The organism is Kineococcus endophyticus (assembly GCF_040796495.1).
Classification (GTDB): Bacteria; Actinomycetota; Actinomycetes; order Actinomycetales; family Kineococcaceae; genus Kineococcus; species Kineococcus endophyticus.
Map to the genome: position 1 here is coordinate 307484 of NZ_JBFNQN010000004.1, position 16760 is coordinate 324243.

Genomic DNA, 16760 nt, shown 5'->3' on the forward strand with positions numbered 1-16760 from the left:
ACCTGTGGAGCACCAGAGATGATCAACGTCACCGTGTGGGGCGAGAACCGCCACGAACAGCTCGAACCCGACGTCGCGAAGCGGTACCCGAACGGCATGCACGGCGCGATCGCCGAGGGCATCGAGGCCAACCTCGGCGAGGCCGTGACGGTGCGGACCGCCACCCTCGACGACCCCGAGCACGGCCTGACCGAGGAGGTCCTGGCCGGCACCGACGTCCTCACCTGGTGGGGCCACGCGGCCCACGACGAGGTCTCCGACGAGGTCGTCGAGCGCGTGCAGCGCCACGTCTTCGCCGGCATGGGGCTCATCGTCCTGCACTCGGGGCACTGGTCGAAGGTGTTCACCCGCCTCATGGGCACCTCCTGCACGCTGCGCTGGCGCTCGGAGCACGACCGCGAACTGCTGTGGACGGTCGACCCGACGCACCCGATCGCCCAGGGCGTGCCGCACCCCCTGGTGATCGAGGAGGACGAGATGTACGGGGAGTTCTTCGACATCCCCACCCCCGACGAACTCGTCTTCATCTCCAGCTTCTCCGGCGGGGAGGTGTTCCGCTCCGGCTGCACCTTCAAGCGCGGGTTCGGCAAGATCTTCTACTTCCGCCCCGGCGACCAGGACTTCCCGACGTACTTCCACGAGGGTGTGCGCAAGGTCATCTCGAACGCCGTCGAGTGGGCCGTCACCGTGCGCCCGGAGCGGACCGCGCCGGTCCTGCTGCGCTACGACACCGAGGACTTCTTCAACGGCCACGGGTACGAAGGCGCGCTGGACCCGGAGAAGCAGGAGAAGCAGCAGTGACCCGGCTCGTGCTCGTCGGGGCCGGCGGGATGGGCCGGGCCTGGCTCGGCACCATCCTGCGCAACCCCGACGCCGAGCTCGCCGGCGTCGTCGACCTCGACCTCGACGTCGCCCGCGCGGCGCTGGCAGAGGTGGAGGGCCAGATCGATGGTGTCGTCGCCGCGGACGTCGCCGTCGGGCAGGACGTCGTCGAGGTCGCCCGGCGCACGGGTGCCGACGCCGTCGTCAACGTCACCGTCCCGCAGGCCCACCACCCCGTGACGACCGCGGCGCTGTTCGCCGGGTTCCCCGTCCTGGGCGAGAAGCCCGTCGCCTCGACCGTGGCGCAGGCCCTCTCCCTCGTCGCCGCCTCGGAGGTGAGCGGACAGCCGTTCCTCGTCTCGCAGTCGCGCCGGTACAACCCGCACGTGGAGGAGTTCCGCGCGCAGGCCGCCGTGCTGGGCGACCTGGGGGCGTTGTCGACGGAGTTCTTCAAGGCCCCGCACTTCGGCGGGTTCCGCGAGGAGATGGCCCAGCCGCTGCTCGTGGACATGGCCATCCACCAGTTCGACCTCGCGCGGTACCTGCTCGACGCCGAACCGGTGTCGGTGTACTGCGAGTCCTTCAACCCGCCGTGGTCCTGGTACTCCGGGGACGCCAACGCCGCCGCCGTGTTCGAGATGTCCAGCGGCGCGCGGTACTCGTTCACCGGGTCCTGGTGCGCGCCGGGCGTCGAGACGTCGTGGAACGGCTCGTGGCGGCTGTCCGGCGCGAACGGGTCCGCCGTCTGGAACGGCGACGACCGTCCGGTGCTGGACGCCGACGGCGAGCCGGGGGAGTTCAGCGACCCCGGCCAGGAGATCGCCGGCTCGCTCGCGGCGTTCGTCGCGTTCCTCACCCGCGGGGCGGCGTTCTCCGGCGAGGTGCACGACAACGTCCTGAGCCTGGCGATGGTCGAGGCCGCGGTGGAGTCGGCCGGTTCCGGGGCGCGCGTCCAGCTGGACGACGTGCTGGACCGCGCCTACGCCCGGGCCCTGGCCGACGAACAGCGCGAGGACGTCGCGACGGCCCTCAAGGGCTGGTCGTCGGTGCGCACCGCCCTGTCCGGCGGTCGCTGACCGGGTCCGCCGACCGGCGGGCGCAACGGGGTGGGTCGTGGGTACGGTGGCGACGGTCGAACCCACGGCCGCCCCGCTCTCCGGAGGTGTCGCCGTGGCCTGCCCACCCGTGCCGTCACGCGTCCTCCCCCGGCTCGTCCTCGCGGCACGACCGTGAAGACGGCGGCGAGCGGCAGCTGGGTCCCCGACGAGGGGGGCAGCCGGCTGCCCGCGGGCGAGGCCCACGCGTGGGAACCCGGGCGGAACGCGACGGTGTGCGGGGTTCCGCTGCACCGCGCGGGGTTGGCCCGGTTCCCGCACGTGGAGTTCTCCGACCTCGACGCGCTCACCGGTGGCAGCGGCGACCGGGTCCGGTGGGCGTGCCCCCGCTGCCTCGCCGCCACGGGCGGCCGGCGGGCCGGGCGGCGGTGGGCGCGCACCGACCCCCGACCGTGACCGGAGCCGTGAGGGAGCCCCGGGTGACGGCGGTGCGTCAGGCCGGGACCTTCGAGCTGTGGTGGGAGGAGATGAGCCACCGGCCGTCGGGCTGCTGGGAGTAGACGTACGTGAACCGGGCCGGGACCACCGACTGCTGCCCCGTCGCGGGGTCGGTGACGGTGAAGTCGTACAGGCCCGTGTGGGTCGCCAGGCCGGGCCGCTCGACGGCGATGTACGACTCGGTGATCTCGCCCTGCGGACGGTTCGGCAGGAACGTGTCCGCGAAGTAGCCGCGGATCTCCTCCGGGGTGTCCTTGACGTCGCCGGACAACGTGGACAGGAGCACGGCGTCGGGGGCGTAGAGGTCCGCGACCTGCTGCGCGTCGCCCGTCGCGAGCGCCGCGTTCCAGCTCGTGAACAGGTCGGTCACCTCGGCGTCGGTGAGCTGGACCGGGCTGGCCGGGCCGCTGCTCGGTGCGGCCGCGGGGCCCTGACCGGCCACCGCGGCACCCCCGCACGCGGTGGTGACGAGGGCGACGCCGGCCAGCAGGGGGACGAGGACGGTTCGGGTGCGCACGTCGGGGTTCCTCTCGGTCGGTGCGGCGGTGTCCGCCGCGGCGTGCCACCACCCTCCCGAGCCGCCCGGCAACGGCCGGCCAACGTCCCGGCAGGAGAACGGCAAGCCTTGGTCAACCCTCCGGTCGACCGGCTCCTGCACCCGCCCCCGGCCAGCGCAGGACGACGGACAGCCCGCCGCCGGGGGCCGTGGTGAGGTCGACGGACCCGCCGTCGTGCTCGACGAGCCGCCGCACGACGGCCAGGCCCAGCCCGCTGCCGTGCCGCCGCCCGGGGGCCTGCCAGAAGCGGTCGAAGGCCCGGGCGCGTTCTGGCGCCGGCAGCCCGGGACCCTCGTCGTCGACGCGCAGCTCGACGTCCCCGTCGCGGCGGCGCGCCGACAGCGTGATGCGGGACCCGCGGGGGGAGACCGACACCGCGTTGTCGAGGACGTTGTCCAGGACCTGCTCGACCGTCCCGGGCGTGGCCGCGACCGGACCCGGCAGCGCGTCGGGGCGGTCGACGTGCAGCAGCAGCCCCGCGTCGTCGGCCGCCGCGCGCCAGGACGCGACCCGGCCGCGCACGACGGCGGCGAGGTCCACCCCGACCGGGGCGGTGGCGCCGGACTCGGCCCGGGCGAGGGTGAGCAGCGAGCCCACGAGGCCGCTCATCCGCGCCAGCTCGGCGTCCACCCCGTCGAACCCCTCGTCCAGCGCCTCCACGAGGGACGGGTCGGAGGCACTGTCCCGCACCGACTCCCGCAGGTTGTCGACCTGCAGGCGCAGCGCCGTGAGCGGCGTCCGGAGCTGGTGGGAGGCGTCGGCCGTGAAGGCCCGCTGGGAGTCCAGCAGGGCGCTCGTCCGGGCGGCGCCGTCGTTGAGGGTCCGAGCCAGGGTGGCGATCTCCGGCGGGCCCCCGACGGGCGCCCGGGCGCTGAGGTCGCCGCGCCCGTGCCGCGCCGCCACCGCCTCCAGGCGGCGCAGCGGACGCACCAGGGTCCCGGCCAGCAGCACCGCCAGACCGCCGGCGAGGACGAGCACCGCCCCGCCGACGCCGAGGCGGAAGACCCAGATGTCCCGGATGCGGCGTTCCACGTCGTCGGCGGGGGCCACGACCTGCACGACCGCGACGACGCGGCCGTCCTGCACGGCCGGGACGACGACGGAGACGGCGCGCCGGCCGGGGACGTCGGGGTCGAGGTCGGCCGCCGCACCCCAGCGCGGGGAGGTGGTGCGCCCGGCGAACGCCGCCTGCACCTGCGCGTCGGCGCGGTCCCGGTCGGCGGCCTGCACGAGGCGGACGACGGAGCCGGTGGCCTGCCGGAAGTCGCGGGTCCGGTCGGTGACCGCCGTGGCCGCCGCCGCGTCGGTGCGCAGCGTCAACGGCACGAACAGCCGGGCCTCGCGCTCGGCGGTCTCCTCCAGCGTCTGCCGCAGCAGGGACGCCGAACTGGCCGCCACCGGCACGGTGAACAGGACCAGCGCCACGGCGACGAGCACGAGGTAGCTCGCGACGAGGCGCCGCCTCACCCGGCCACCGCCTCGAGCCGGAACCCCACCCCGCGCACCGTCTGCACCTCCACGACCCCGGACAGCTTGCGGCGCAACGACCCCACGTGGACGTCGAGGGTGCGGCCGGACCCGTGGAAGTTCTCGTCCCACACCGTGGTGAGGAGGTCGTCACGGGTGCGGACCGCGCCGGGCGTGCTCGCGAGCTGCTCGAGCAGGTCGAACTCCTTGGGGGAGAGCACCACCTCCTGGGTCACCTCCTGCGCAACCCCCGCGCCGGACCCGGCGACGAGCACGCGGCGCGCCGCCCGGTGGACCTCCAGCCGCCCGACCCGCAGGGGGGTCTCGCCCCGGTCCTGCTCGGGGGGTGCCGCAGCGGATCGGACCGCGGCGGCCAGCGAACCCTCCGTGCGGCGCAGGACGGCCCGCATCCGCGCGACGAGCTCGCGCATCCCGAAGGGTTTGGGCAGGTAGTCGTCGGCCCCGACCTCCAGCCCCACGACGCGTTCCACCTCGTCGGAGCGGGCGGTGATGATGATGAGGGGGACGTCGCTGACGGCCCGCAGCGCCCGGCAGACGTCGATGCCGTCGCCGTCGGGCAGTCCGAGGTCCAGCAGCACGACGGCCGCCCCGGCGTGCTCGCGCAGCGCCTGCGCCCCTGTCGTGACGTGGCGGACGACGAACCCGTAGCGCGCCAGGCCCTCGACGAGCGCGCGGGCGATGGCCGGGTCGTCCTCGACGAGGAGCGTGTCCACGGCAGGGGCCTCCGGAGGGTCGACGGGGAACGCGGGCGGTGAGGACGGTGCGGTGAGGACGTGCGTGAGGATAGGGCGGCGCAACCGTTGTCCCCCCGACCGCACTCGGCTACGGTGCGGTCGATGCGCATCGACGGGCGGACGCCGGGCGCGCGGTGTCGGGGAGGCGCGGTGGCCGGGAACCGGAGTGCGACGGGTCGCACCGTGACGAGCAAGGACGTCGCGCGCGTGGCGGGCGTCTCCCAGAGCACCGTGTCCTACGTCATGAGCGGCAAGCGGCCGATCTCCGAGCGCACCCGCCGCATCGTCGAGGACGCCATGGAGCAGCTGACCTACCAGCCGAACGCCGGGGCCCGTGCGCTGGCCAGCCAGCGCACGCAGATCATCGCCGTCGTCATGCCGTTCGACGTCGCGCTCGGCGCGACCGGGCTGATGGCCTTCATCGAGGAGATCACCCTCGCGGCCCGGGCGCGCGACCACGACGTCCTCATCGTCACGGCCGAGGAGGGCGTGGACGGGTTGCGGCGCGTCGCCGGCCGGGCCCTGTGCGACGCCGTCGTCGTCATGGAGGTCAGCTCGGACGACCCGCGCGCCGCGATCGCCCGCGAACTGCGGGTGCCGACGTTGTTCATCGGGTTCCCCGACGACGCCGAGGGGCTGCACTGCATCGACTTCGACTTCGAGGACGGGGCGCGCCTCCTCGTCGGCGAACTCGCCGCCAACGCCCGCGTCGCGGCGCTGGTGTGGGGGTCGGAGACGGTGGACCGGGGGCTGAACTACGTCCCGCGGTTCCGGGCCGCCGCGCAGGCGGCCGCCGCGGCCGCCGGGGTGGCCCTCGACTGGGTGCCGCTGGAGCGCGACCGCGTGGAGGAGCAGGTGCGGGCCGTCCTGGCCGGCGGCTGCGAGGCGCTGCTCGTCACCGCGCACCTGAACCGCGTCGTCCACGCGGTGCAGGAGGCGGGGCTGCGCCCGGGCACCGACCTGGACCTCGTCGCCCTCGCCACCGACGTGGAGGCGACGGGTTTCACCGTCCCGCTCACCGCGGTCTCGACGCACCCGCGCGACGTCTCGCGGCAGGCGATGACGTGGTTGTTCGACCTGCTCGAGCAGGGGTCCGGGCCCGCGCAGGTGCAGCGGGTCCCGGCCTCGGTGACCCGCCGGTCCTCGGTGCGGACGGGGCCCACCCCGCGCGTTCCGCGACCCTGAACCGGTTAGTACGATCCGCACCAGCACCACCAGCACGGCACGACCCGCAGGCCAGAGAACGACGACGACGTCCCGGGAGGACCAGCCCGCATGTCCGCTGACCAGAACGCACTGCCGGAACTCGGGGTCGCCGTCGTCGGCCACTCCTTCATGGGCGCGGTGCACTCGCACGCCTGGCGCACGGTCGACCACGTCGGCACCCCCCGGTTCCGCACGAAGCGCGTCGCGCTCGCGGGCCGGGACCTCGGCCGCGCGCAGGCCGCCGCCACGCAGTTCGGCTGGGCCGAGGGCGTCGACGACTGGCGCACGCTGGTCGAGCGCGACGACGTCCACGTCATCGACATCCTCACCCCGGGCGACTCCCACGCCGAGATCGCGATCGCCGCGCTCGAGGCCGGCAAGCACGTCATCTGCGAGAAGCCCCTGGCCAAGACGGTCGAGGAGGCGCAGCGCATGACGGAGGCCGCGCAGGCCGCCGCCGCGCGCGGGGTCCGCAGCATGGTGGCGTTCAACTACCGCCAGGTCCCGGCCATCGGCCTGGCCCGCCAGCTCGTCGAGCAGGGCCGCCTCGGCGAACTGCGCCAGGTGCGGGCGGTGTACCTGCAGGACTGGATCGTCGACCCCGAGTTCCCGTTGACCTGGCGGCTGCAGAAGGACCGCTCGGGCGCGGGTGCGCTGGGGGACATCGGGTCCCACATCATCGACGCCGCGCAGTTCATCACCGGCCAGCGCCTGACCGGCGTCTCCGGGACGGTCGAGACGTTCGTCAAGAAGCGCCCGCTGGAGGCGACCCGCACGGGCGCCAACACCGGCCTGGGTGCGGAGGCGTCCAGCGAGTACGGCGACGTGACCGTCGACGACGCCGCGGTGTTCTTCGGCCGCGGCGACGGCGGGGCGCTCATGACGTTCGAGGCGACCCGCATGGCGCTGGGCCGCAAGAACGGCATGCGCATCGAGGTCAACGGCTCGAAGGGGTCGATCGCCTTCGACTTCGAGTCCATGAACGAACTGCACTTCTTCGACGGGACGCTGCCGGACGCCGAGAACGGGTTCCGCCGGATCCTGGCGACCGAACCCGAGCACCCCGGTGTCGCGAACTGGTGGCCCGCCGGTCACGGCCTGGGGTACGACCACCCGTTCGTCCACGAGCTGCAGGAGTTCCTCGGGGCGATCGCCGACGAGCGCGACCCCTCGCCGAGCTTCGCCGACGGGCTGCAGGTGCAGCAGGTCCTGGAAGCGGTGCAGCGCAGCGCCGAGAACGACTCCGTCTACACGAGCATCTGAGGAGAGACCGTGGCTGAACCGCTCAAGACCCCGCGTCCCGTCACCCTGTTCACCGGCCAGTGGGCCGACCTGCCGTTCGAGGAGGTCTGCCGCCTCGCCTCCGAGTGGGGTTTCGACGGCCTCGAGATCGCGACCTGGGGCGACCACCTCGACTCCACCCGCGGGGCGACGGACGACGAGTACATCGCGCAGAAGAAGGCGACGCTCGAGAAGTACGGCCTGCAGGTCTGGACGATCTCGGCCCACCTGTCCGGGCAGGCCGTGTGCGACCTCATCGACCAGCGCCACCAGGACATCGTGTCGGTGGACGTGTGGGGCGACGGCGACCCCGAGGGCGTCCGGCAGCGCGCGGCGGAGTACGTCAAGGACACCGCCCGCACCGCGGCCCGCCTCGGCGTGAAGACCGTCACCGGGTTCACCGGGTCCTCGATCTGGCACACCGTCGCGATGTTCCCCCCCACCCCCGACTCCATGGTCGAGGCGGGGTACCAGGACTTCGCCGACCGCTGGAACCCGATCCTCGACGTCTTCGACGAGGTGGGCGTGAAGTTCGCCCACGAAGTGCACCCGTCCGAGATCGCCTACGACTACTGGACGACGAAGCGGGCGCTGGAGGCCATCGGCCACCGCGAGGCGTTCGGCCTGAACTTCGACCCGTCGCACTTCGTCTGGCAGGACCTGGACCCGATCGGGTTCCTGCGCGACTTCGCCGACCGGATCTACCACGTGCACTGCAAGGACTCGCGCAAGCAGCTCGACGGCCGCGCCGGCCGCCTCGGTTCGCACCTGGCCTGGGCGGACTCCCGCCGCGGCTGGGACTTCACGTCCGTCGGCCACGGCGACGTCCCGTGGGAGCTGATCTTCCGCGAGCTCAACAACATCGCCTACGAGGGCCCCACGAGCGTGGAGTGGGAGGACGCCGGCGTCGACCGGCTGCGCGGGGCGCCCGACGCCCTCGCCTTCGTCCGCCGCCTCGGCGAGTTGTTCCAGCCCCCGGCCGCCGCCTTCGACGCGGCGTTCAGCTCGAAGGGCTGATTCAAGCGCCTCACTCGATCGGCCGATGAGACCTGTGGTGCGCCCCGCTCCGGTGCGCCACAGGTCTCTCGCGTCGAGGGGGTGCTCCCGTGCCGTCCGTGCCCGGTCGCCTCGTCGACGCGCCCGGGGAACCCGCGTGGCTGCGCGGGACGTGGCGTGGACGGGCGGTCTTCGCGGTGGTCCTGGTCGCCGCTGTCCTCCTGGGCCGCGGTGCCACGACGGACGGCGCGCACCTGGCCATCGTCTGGCCGGCGTCGGCGGTGGGACTGCTCTGGCTCGCGGGCTCGCCCGGCCGACGTCACCGTGTCCTGGACGGCGCCCTGCTGGTCCTGCTCACGACCGTCCTGCGCGTCCTGACCGCCATGCCGCCGGCGGAGTCGCTCGTGCTCGGGGTCGCCGCGCTCGTGCACGCGCTCGTCGGCGCGCACAGCCACCGCCGTCTGGAACCCGCGGGGTTCCGGCTCACCACGCCCGCGCACCTGCGCTCCCTGGCCCTGTCGGCCGCCCTCGGCGCCCTGGCCTCCACCCCCGTCGCCGCGCTCGCCTTCGCCGTCGCCGGTGTCCCCGTCGGTCTGCCCGCCGCCCAGTGGCTGCTGCGCACCGGCGTCTCGACGTTCCTCGTCCTGGCGATCGTCCTGCGCACGGCCGAGCGGCGGCCCGACGCCCCCGGTCACGGGACGCGCCTGGGTGAGCGGCTGGCCGTCCTCGCCGCGACCGTCGCCGCGTACGGCCTGACGTTCTGGCTCCTCGACGGCGCTCCGGTGGCCTTCCTCGTCGTCCCCGTCGCGGTGTGGGTCGCCCTGCGGCGCACGACGACCGCGGCCACGGTGCACGTCGTCGTGGGGGCCGGGGTCGTCGTCGCCGCGACCTGGGCCGGCCGCGGACCCTGGGCGCACCTGCCGCCGGACCTGCAGGCCGTGTGCGCGGAGGCGTTCACGGGGGTCCTGGCCTTCCTCACGCTCGTGCTGGCGCTGCACCGCGACGAGAGCGCCGACAACGCCCGGCAGGCGGCCGAGCAGGCGGACCTGCTGGCCGCCGTGTTCGCCTCCATCTCCGACGCCGTGTGCGTCTTCGACGCCCGCGGGGACTCGCTGCTGCGCAACCCGGCCGCCGAACGGCTGCTCGGGGGGACCCGGGCGACGCGCGAGGACTGGGGCCGGCGGATCGCCCTGCAGCACGTCGACGGTTCGGCCTACCCCGTCGGTGACGGGCCCATCGCGCGCGCCCTGCGCGGCGAGGGCGTCGACGCCGAGGACCTGCGCTTCGTCTCGCCCCAGCACCCGGGCGGCGTGCTGCTCAACGTCAGCGCCCGGCCGTTGCCGCGCGTGGCCGGCGTCCCCTGGAGCGGGGGAGTGGTCGCCGCCTTCCACGACGTCACCGAGGTGCGGGCCGCCACCGCCCGCGTCGCGCGGGCGCACGAGCTGGTCTCCGGCGTCCTGGCCGCGGCCACCGAGCACGCCATCGTCGCGGTCGACACCTCCGGGGTGACGACGCTGTTCAACGAGGGCGCCGAGCGCATGCTCGGCTGGACGGCGGCCGAGGTCGTCGGCACCGACTCGGCGCGGTTCTTCGTCGCGGACGAGCTGCGCGCGGTCGCGGCGGCCGAGGGGCTCGACGACCCGCGCCAGCTCTTCTTCCGCGTCGCTGCGGACGGGGCCCGGACGGCCCGCTTCTCCTTCCGGCACCGCGACGGACGCACGTTCCCCGTGAGCCTGACCACGACGGCCCTGCTCGGCGCCGACGGGGACGTGCAGGGGTTCATCGGCATGGCCACCGACGTCTCCGAACTGGAGGACTCCGAGGCCCTGTTCCGCACCGCCCTGCACGCGGCGCCCGTCGGCATCGCGCTCGTGCGGGCCTCCGGCGCCGAGGCGGGACGGCTGCAGCGGGTGAACCGGTCGCTGTCGCGCTTCACGGGCCGGGCCGAGGGGGACCTCCTGGGGACGGACGTCGGCGGCATCTTCCTGGGCGGGGAGAGCGGCGACGACCTCTTCGCGGACGTCCTCAGCGGCTTCACCGCCGAGCAGCGGCTCGACCTGCAGATCGCCCGGGGCGGCCAGGAGCCCCTGCGGGTGCAGGTCACCGCGACCCTCGTCCGGCTGCGCGGGGGTGAGGTGACGATGCTCTGCCTCGTCGAGGACGTCACCGAACGCCTCGCCGCGCAGGCCGAACTGCAGCGCCAAGCCCTGCACGACGCCCTCACGGGACTGCCGAACCGGCTCCTGTTCCTCGACCGCCTCGAGCACGCCGTGGCCGCGGCGGGACGGGGGGCCGGGCACGTCGGGCTGCTGTACGTCGACCTCGACGGGTTCAAGGCGGTCAACGACACCGCCGGGCACGAGGCCGGGGACGACCTGCTCGTCCAGGTGGCCGCGCTCTTGACCGCGTGCGTCCGCCCGGGCGACACCGTCGCGCGCCTGGGCGGGGACGAGTTCGCCGTCGTCTGCCCGGGGACGAGCACCGAGGAGGACCTCGTCGCGATCGGCCGGCGGGTCCTGGACGCCCTGCGCGACCCGCTGGCCGTCCGTGGGCACGCGGGCGTCGGGCACCAGGCGGTCGTCGGCGCGAGCATCGGCGTGCGCTGGTGCCGCGGCAGCGCACCGGCCGAGGAGCTGCTGCGCGACGCCGACGAGGCGATGTACGCGGCGAAGCGGGCCGGCAAGGGGCGCGTCGTCGTCCACCGCGGACCGGGAACCGACGACCGCGGTGCTGCGTCCCACCTCTCATCGGGCTATGACGGATAGTGATCGAATAGCCACGGATCGTGTGGTTCATCTCACAACAGAACCCTCGCGAGCGCACAGGACTGGTTGAGTGCGCCGCATGACGACGTCCCTCCCGCGGGTCTCCCCGCGGTCCTCACGGCGCCCGCTGGCCGCGGCCGCGCTGACCACGACCCTCGCCGCGATCTCCGCCGTCGCGCTCGCCGCCCCCGCGTCGGCCGACGACACGACCCGCGAGGTGGACCCCGCCGCGCTGCACGTGCTCGACCGCACCAACGCCGCCCGCGCCGCCGTCGGCTGCGCGCCGCTGGTCCTCGACCCCGCCCTCGAGACGGCCGCCGAGGCGCACAGCGCCGAGATGGCCTCGACCGGGACCATGACCCACACCGGGGCCGACGGCAGCTCGCCGCGGACCCGCCTGGCCGCCGTCGGGGCCTTCCCGGTGCGCACCGCCGAGAACGTGGCGTACGGCTACGACGCCGACGGCGTCGTCGACGCGTGGCTGGCCAGCCCCGGCCACCGTGCCAACCTCCTGGACTGCCGCCTGGCCTCCGTCGGGATCGCCGAGGCGCCCGGCGCCGCCGGCACCTACTGGACGCAGGTCTTCGCCGGCTGGGCCTGAGCCGCTCGGCGCGACCCGGCCGCCCCCGTCGGGGCATGCTGGGGCCGTGCGGGAACCCCTCCGCCGCGGCCGGCGTCGGAGGGGTCGTGCGTGGGGCGCGGGAAGTGGGTGCGACGGCCGCACCCGGGCGTCGGGAGGTCGTCGTGGCGGGTGCACCCTGGTGGGAGCAGTTCGACCCCGGCCCCCGCGAGTCCGGCACCGGCTCGTCCGGTCCGACGCCTCCCGTGACGGGCACCGGCACCCTCGCGCCCTCGCAGCCCGAGGTGGTCCGGGACGAGCACCAGGACCACCCGCGTCCCCCGCGCCCGCCGCGGGGGCTGCAGGTCGTCGCGGCCGTCCTCGCGCTCGTCCTCGTCGCGCTCCTCGGCGTCCTCGCCGCACGCACGGTCGGCGCGACGTCGGCCCCCGCCCCCCAGGAGGGCACCGCCGGCGCACCGACCAGCGCGCCCGGCCCGTCGCCCACCGGACGCCCCGCCGGGGGGACCGCCGCCGCCGACGCGGCCGCCACCGCCGAGCTCGAGGAGCTGCGCCGCCAGGGCCTGGCGGCCCACCCGCCGGACGGCCAGTGGGTCGCCCAGCTCGCCGCGAAGAGCGTCGGGACGACGGACCCCGTGCAGACCGCGGCCAACGGCAGCAGCACCTTCTACGCCGCCGACATCCTCGCCCAGAGCCGGGAGATCGCCTCCGGCGTCGCCGGCGGCGACGTGTTCGTGCTCAAGACCACCGACTTCGGCGACGGCCTCGTCGACAAGCGGGACAACCCCTACTGGGTGACGCTGGCCGCCGGCCCGTTCGGGAACGCCGACGACGTGCGCACCTGGTGCGCCAGCATGTTCGCCACCACCCCCGCCGCCGAGCGCGGGAACGTGTGCCTGCCGAAGCAGTTGACGCCGCCGGAGTGAGGGCGGTTCCGCTCGTCGCGTCGGTGCTGCGGTTCCGACGGGTGCCGCGGTTCCGACGGGTGCCGCGGTTCCGACGGGACACCCACGGGTGATCCGACGCCGGTCCCACGTGGGTGCAGGTGTGGGACCGGCGGGACGGTCGTCGGGGTGACGCGTGCGCCGTTCCCAGGCCCGGTCCCACGTGGGTGCAGGTGTGGGAACGGCGCCACGGTCGGCGCGGGCGGCCGCGGCAACGGTTCCGACGCGCGGCCGGGAACCGCGCGGCCGCGCCCGGTTCACTCCCGGCAGTTCCCCAGCGCCTCGTCCCACCACACCGACAGCGGCCACGAACCGCTGCGCCGCAACGCCTCCCAACGCTGACGCTCCCGTCGACGCGCGAGGAGGAGCCCGACGACGGCGACGGTCACGGGGGCGGTGGGCGCAACTCCGGGCGGTTCCGTGGTTCCAGGACGGTGAACCCCGACCTCGGTGGTCGACGACATCCGGACCTCCTCTCCGTGCGGCGGTTCCGACGGTAGGAGGTCGCGAGGGGGAGGGACGACCGGGTTTTCCGCGCTCAGTGCGAGGGCGCGAGGTGCCCGGCGAGGCGTTCGTGCATCTGCGCGCTGGCGTCGTTGAGGCCGACGAACTCCACCGACGTGCCCCGCGCGGCGTACTTCGTCGTGACCGCGTCGAGGGCGGCGACGGTCGAGGCGTCCCAGACGTGGGAGTCGGACAGGTCGACGACGACCCGGGACGGGTCGCCGGGGTAGTCGAACTGCCCGACGAGGTCGTTCGAGGAGGCGAAGAACAGTGCGCCGTGCACGCGGTACGTCTTCACCGCGCCGTCGCCGCTGAGTTCGCCGTCCACCTCGACGAGGTGCGCCACCCGCCGGGCGAAGAGCAGTGCCGCGACGACGACGCCGACGACGACCCCGATGGCGAGGTTGTGCGTCACCACCACGACCACGACGGTCGTCACCATGACCGCGGTCTCGCTGCGCGGCATGCGGCGCAACGTCCCGGGGCGCACCGAGTGCCAGTCGAACGTCCCCACGGCGACCATCACCATGACGGCCGCGAGAACGCCCATGGGGATCACCGCGACGACGTCACCGAGGCCCACGACGAGCACGAGCAGGAACACCCCGGCCAGGAACGTCGACAGCCGGGTGCGGGCGCCTGAGCGCACGTTGATCATCGTCTGGCCGATCATGGCGCACCCGCCCATGCCGCCGAAGAACCCGGTGATGACGTTGGCGGCCCCCTGGCCCCACGCCTCCCGCGTCTTGGACGACCGGGTGTCGGTCACCTCGTCGACCAGCGTCGCCGTCATGAGCGACTCCATCAGCCCGACGAGCGCCATGCCCACCGCGTACGGGGCGATGATGCGGAGCGTCTCGAGCGTGAGCGGGACGTCGGGCAGGGCCAGGACGGGGAGGCTGTCCGGCAGGGCGCCCTCGTCCCCGACGTTGGGGACCGCCAGGTGCGCGACGACCGTCAGCGCGGTGAGGACCACGATCGCGACCAGGGGCGCGGGTACCGCGGTCGTCAGCCGGGGCAGGAACACCATGATCGCCAGAGCGGCCGCGACCATCGGGTAGACCAGCCACGGCACCCCGACGAGGTGGGGGACCTGCGCCCAGAAGATGAGGATCGCCAGGGCGTTGACGAACCCGACCATGACGCTGCGCGGCACGAACCGCATGAGGCGCGGCACCCGCAGGAGCCCGAGGACCACCTGGATCAGACCGCCCAGGACGACGGTCGCCAGCAGGTACTGCAGGCCGTGCTCGCGCACCACGGGGGCGATGACAAGGGCCACGGCGCCGGTGGCGGCGGAGATCATCGCGGGCCGGCCGCCGAGCACGGCGATCGAGACGGCCATCGTGAAGGAGGCGAAGAGGCCGACGCGGGGGTCGACCCCGGCGATGATCGAGAACGAGATCGCCTCGGGGATGAGGGCGAGCGCGACGACGAGGCCGGCGAGCACCTCGGTGCGCAGGACGGTCGGCGACGGCAGGCCCGCGCGGAGGCGGGTGAGCGGGCGGGGGCGCAGGGCGGTCGTGGTCACAGGCGTCCGTTCGGAGGGAGACCGGGGAAGGGCGTGGAGGCGCTCCGGACCGCCGTGGCGGTCGGGCGGGGAGCGGCGGCGGAGCTGACTCTACCTTGACGTGAGAAGAAGGTTACGGCGCGTCCTCCTCTGTGGTCGACCAAGGGTTGCCGCTCGTGACGTTGCGTGTGGGCCGGCGTCCGCGGGAGTGGCGCCGGGATCCCTCGGGCGGTCACGGGGGACCTCGCGGTGCGAGGTCGGTGCGGCGGCGGGCCTGGACGCGGGCGGAGCGCAGCACGACCCGTCGGTGGGGGTGTCGGGCGCGGCCCGCCCACGCCGTCGGGATCCTTTGCACCGCAGGGACCTCCGCAGGTCCTGACCGGGGGTGGCGGGACGGCGTCCACCGTGGGGTGTCGCAGGTGAGCGGCCGACGGCTCGCGGCCGCGTCGACGGCACGCCTCGTCGTGGCTCCTCGCGCGCGCCTCCGGAACCCTGGGAGCCGGACCGCTTGCGGACGCCCCTCTGGGAATCTACCTTCACGTCACGGTAGGGTTCGGGACGTCAGCAGACCTCGGGGGAGGCGCTCGTGGACGGCGGCTCGCCTCCTCCCCAGCACTCCGCGCAGCCGACCGGCCCGCGCGGCCCCACTCGAGACGAGGTCACGTGACGACCCGCACCAGTCCGAGGACGACCGGCACCACCGGCGCCCGCTCCACCCGTTCCGCCCAGCGCGTCCCCGCCGCCCGGCACGCCTCGCCGTCGCGCGGCCGGACGCTGGCCACGGCCTTCGACCCCCGGCACAACGCGCTCGACGTCCTGCGCCTGGCCCTCGCGCTCACCGTGGCGGTCGTCCACACGACGTACCTCGGCTTCGGCCACCAGCCCGAGGTCGGCGCGACCGACGTCGGCAGCCTCGCCGTCGACGGGTTCTTCGTGCTCAGCGGCTTCCTCGTGGCGGGCAGCTGGTTGCGCCTGGGGTCCCTGCGCCGGTTCGTCTGGCACCGCGCGCTGCGCATCCTCCCCGCCTTCTACGTCAGCCTCGCGCTCACCGCCCTCGTCGTCGCGCCGGTCCTCGCGGTCCTGTCGGGACGGGGCCCGACGTCGGTGTTCTCCGGCCCCGACTCCGCCGTCGGCTACGTCACCTCGAACGCAGCCCTCCTGGTGCGGCAGTTCGGGATCGCCGGCCTCGGCGACGACGGCGGCGGCTCGGTCGTCAACGGATCGCTGTGGACGCTCTTCTACGAGGCCGCCTGCTACGGGGTCGTCGCGGCCCTCGGGGTCATCGGCGTCCTCGCCCGCCGCCGCTGGGTGGTCCTCGTCCTGCTGGGCCTGCTGTGGGCGACAACCGTGTCGGCGACGGCCGGGTTCAACCCCGTGGGTTCCGAGCTCATGCTGCGCTTCGCCTTCGTCTTCCTGCTCGGGGTCGCCGGGCACCTGTACGCCGACCGCCTCGTGCTGTCGTTGCCGCTGGCGGTCGCGGCGGTCGCGCTCGTGGCCGCCGGGCTCGCGCTGCTGCCGGACTACCGCGCCCTGGCCGGACCGGCCTTCGCCTACGCCTTCCTCTACGCCGTGGTCCGGCTGCCGCTGCGCTGGCGGCCGCGCTGGGACCTGTCCTACGGCGTCTACGTCTGGCACTGGCCGATCGCGCTCGTCCTGGCGACCGCCGGGCTCGCGGACGCCGTCGGCGCCGGGTTCGTCCTCCTCAGCCTCGCCGTCACGGCCGGGGTGGCCGCGCTGTCGTGGCGCTTCGTCGAGTCGCCGGCCCTGTCCCACAAGGACGCCGCCTGGGTCACCGGGGGGCGGCGTCGACGCGCTTAAGCTGG

15 protein-coding genes are annotated in these 16760 nt (G+C 74.5%); 10 read left to right on the forward strand and 5 right to left on the reverse strand.

Annotated features, from left to right (window positions below; genetic code table 11):
• The first annotated feature begins 18 nt into the window (after window positions 1-18).
• The 3 genes from AB1207_RS07500 (at window position 19) to AB1207_RS07510 (ending at window position 2333) form a co-directional block, all read left to right on the forward strand.
• Window positions 19-801 (forward strand): ThuA domain-containing protein, encoded by a 783-nt coding sequence (locus tag AB1207_RS07500; protein WP_367637336.1) that lies wholly within the window; start codon window positions 19-21, stop codon window positions 799-801.
• The gene (locus AB1207_RS07505) at window positions 798-1898 is read left to right on the forward strand and encodes a Gfo/Idh/MocA family protein (RefSeq protein WP_367637337.1); all 1101 of its coding nucleotides are present in this window, start codon (window positions 798-800) and stop codon (window positions 1896-1898) included. Before AB1207_RS07500 ends, AB1207_RS07505 begins: the two co-directional genes overlap by 4 nt.
• A gap of 153 nt (window positions 1899-2051) precedes the next feature.
• The gene (locus tag AB1207_RS07510) at window positions 2052-2333 is read left to right on the forward strand and encodes a hypothetical protein (RefSeq protein WP_367637338.1); all 282 of its coding nucleotides are present in this window, start codon (window positions 2052-2054) and stop codon (window positions 2331-2333) included.
• A gap of 37 nt (window positions 2334-2370) precedes the next feature.
• Here AB1207_RS07510 and AB1207_RS07515 read toward each other — a convergent pair whose 3' ends face one another.
• The 3 genes from AB1207_RS07515 to AB1207_RS07525 form a co-directional block, all read right to left on the reverse strand.
• Complete coding sequence (locus AB1207_RS07515; RefSeq protein ID WP_367637339.1) at window positions 2371-2892, reverse strand: SgcJ/EcaC family oxidoreductase; 522 nt, start codon at window positions 2890-2892, stop codon at window positions 2371-2373.
• A 112-nt stretch (window positions 2893-3004) separates the two neighbouring features.
• Window positions 3005-4399: a HAMP domain-containing sensor histidine kinase gene (locus tag AB1207_RS07520; protein ID WP_367637341.1), complete on the reverse strand. Its 1395-nt coding sequence runs from the start codon at window positions 4397-4399 to the stop codon at window positions 3005-3007.
• Window positions 4396-5133, reverse strand: a complete 738-nt coding sequence (locus tag AB1207_RS07525) for a response regulator transcription factor (protein WP_367637342.1) — start codon at window positions 5131-5133, stop codon at window positions 4396-4398. Before AB1207_RS07525 ends, AB1207_RS07520 begins: the two co-directional genes overlap by 4 nt.
• A gap of 204 nt (window positions 5134-5337) precedes the next feature.
• Between AB1207_RS07525 and AB1207_RS07530 the strand changes: the two genes are divergently transcribed.
• From AB1207_RS07530 to AB1207_RS07555, 6 genes are all read left to right on the forward strand, one after another.
• The gene (locus AB1207_RS07530; protein WP_367637343.1) at window positions 5338-6339 is read left to right on the forward strand and encodes a LacI family DNA-binding transcriptional regulator; all 1002 of its coding nucleotides are present in this window, start codon (window positions 5338-5340) and stop codon (window positions 6337-6339) included.
• Between the two features lie 90 nt (window positions 6340-6429).
• A complete protein-coding gene (locus tag AB1207_RS07535; protein ID WP_367637344.1) occupies window positions 6430-7623 on the forward strand; it encodes a Gfo/Idh/MocA family protein in 1194 nt (397 codons plus the stop codon).
• A gap of 9 nt (window positions 7624-7632) precedes the next feature.
• Window positions 7633-8658 (forward strand): sugar phosphate isomerase/epimerase family protein, encoded by a 1026-nt coding sequence (locus AB1207_RS07540; RefSeq protein ID WP_367637345.1) that lies wholly within the window; start codon window positions 7633-7635, stop codon window positions 8656-8658.
• Between the two features lie 89 nt (window positions 8659-8747).
• Window positions 8748-11402 carry a sensor domain-containing protein gene (locus AB1207_RS07545; RefSeq protein ID WP_367637346.1) on the forward strand — a complete coding sequence of 885 codons (2655 nt, stop codon included), beginning with the start codon at window positions 8748-8750 and terminating at the stop codon, window positions 11400-11402.
• Between the two features lie 79 nt (window positions 11403-11481).
• Complete coding sequence (locus AB1207_RS07550; protein WP_367637347.1) at window positions 11482-12003, forward strand: CAP domain-containing protein; 522 nt, start codon at window positions 11482-11484, stop codon at window positions 12001-12003.
• Window positions 12004-12146: 143 nt separating this feature from the next.
• Complete coding sequence (locus AB1207_RS07555; RefSeq protein WP_367637348.1) at window positions 12147-12905, forward strand: hypothetical protein; 759 nt, start codon at window positions 12147-12149, stop codon at window positions 12903-12905.
• 275 nt (window positions 12906-13180) lie between these two features.
• Here AB1207_RS07555 and AB1207_RS07560 read toward each other — a convergent pair whose 3' ends face one another.
• Window positions 13181-13387, reverse strand: coding sequence for an MYXO-CTERM sorting domain-containing protein (locus tag AB1207_RS07560; RefSeq protein WP_367637350.1), 207 nt, complete (start codon window positions 13385-13387; stop codon window positions 13181-13183).
• A 74-nt stretch (window positions 13388-13461) separates the two neighbouring features.
• On the reverse strand, window positions 13462-14958 hold the full coding sequence (locus AB1207_RS07565; protein ID WP_437178884.1) for a SulP family inorganic anion transporter: 1497 nt from the start codon (window positions 14956-14958) through the stop codon (window positions 13462-13464).
• 642 nt (window positions 14959-15600) lie between these two features.
• On the opposite strand from AB1207_RS07565, the gene AB1207_RS07570 reads away from it, so the two are divergent.
• A complete protein-coding gene (locus tag AB1207_RS07570; RefSeq protein ID WP_367637351.1) occupies window positions 15601-16755 on the forward strand; it encodes an acyltransferase family protein in 1155 nt (384 codons plus the stop codon).
• Window positions 16756-16760: the final 5 nt, after the last annotated feature.

Coding starts and splice junctions, on each gene's coding strand:
- AB1207_RS07500 (WP_367637336.1), top strand. CDS start 19: ATGATCAACGTCACCGTGTGGGGCGAGAACCGCCACGAACAGCTCGAA.
- AB1207_RS07535 (WP_367637344.1), top strand. CDS start 6,430: ATGTCCGCTGACCAGAACGCACTGCCGGAACTCGGGGTCGCCGTCGTC.
- AB1207_RS07550 (WP_367637347.1), top strand. CDS start 11,482: ATGACGACGTCCCTCCCGCGGGTCTCCCCGCGGTCCTCACGGCGCCCG.
- AB1207_RS07560 (WP_367637350.1), bottom strand. CDS start 13,387: ATGTCGTCGACCACCGAGGTCGGGGTTCACCGTCCTGGAACCACGGAA.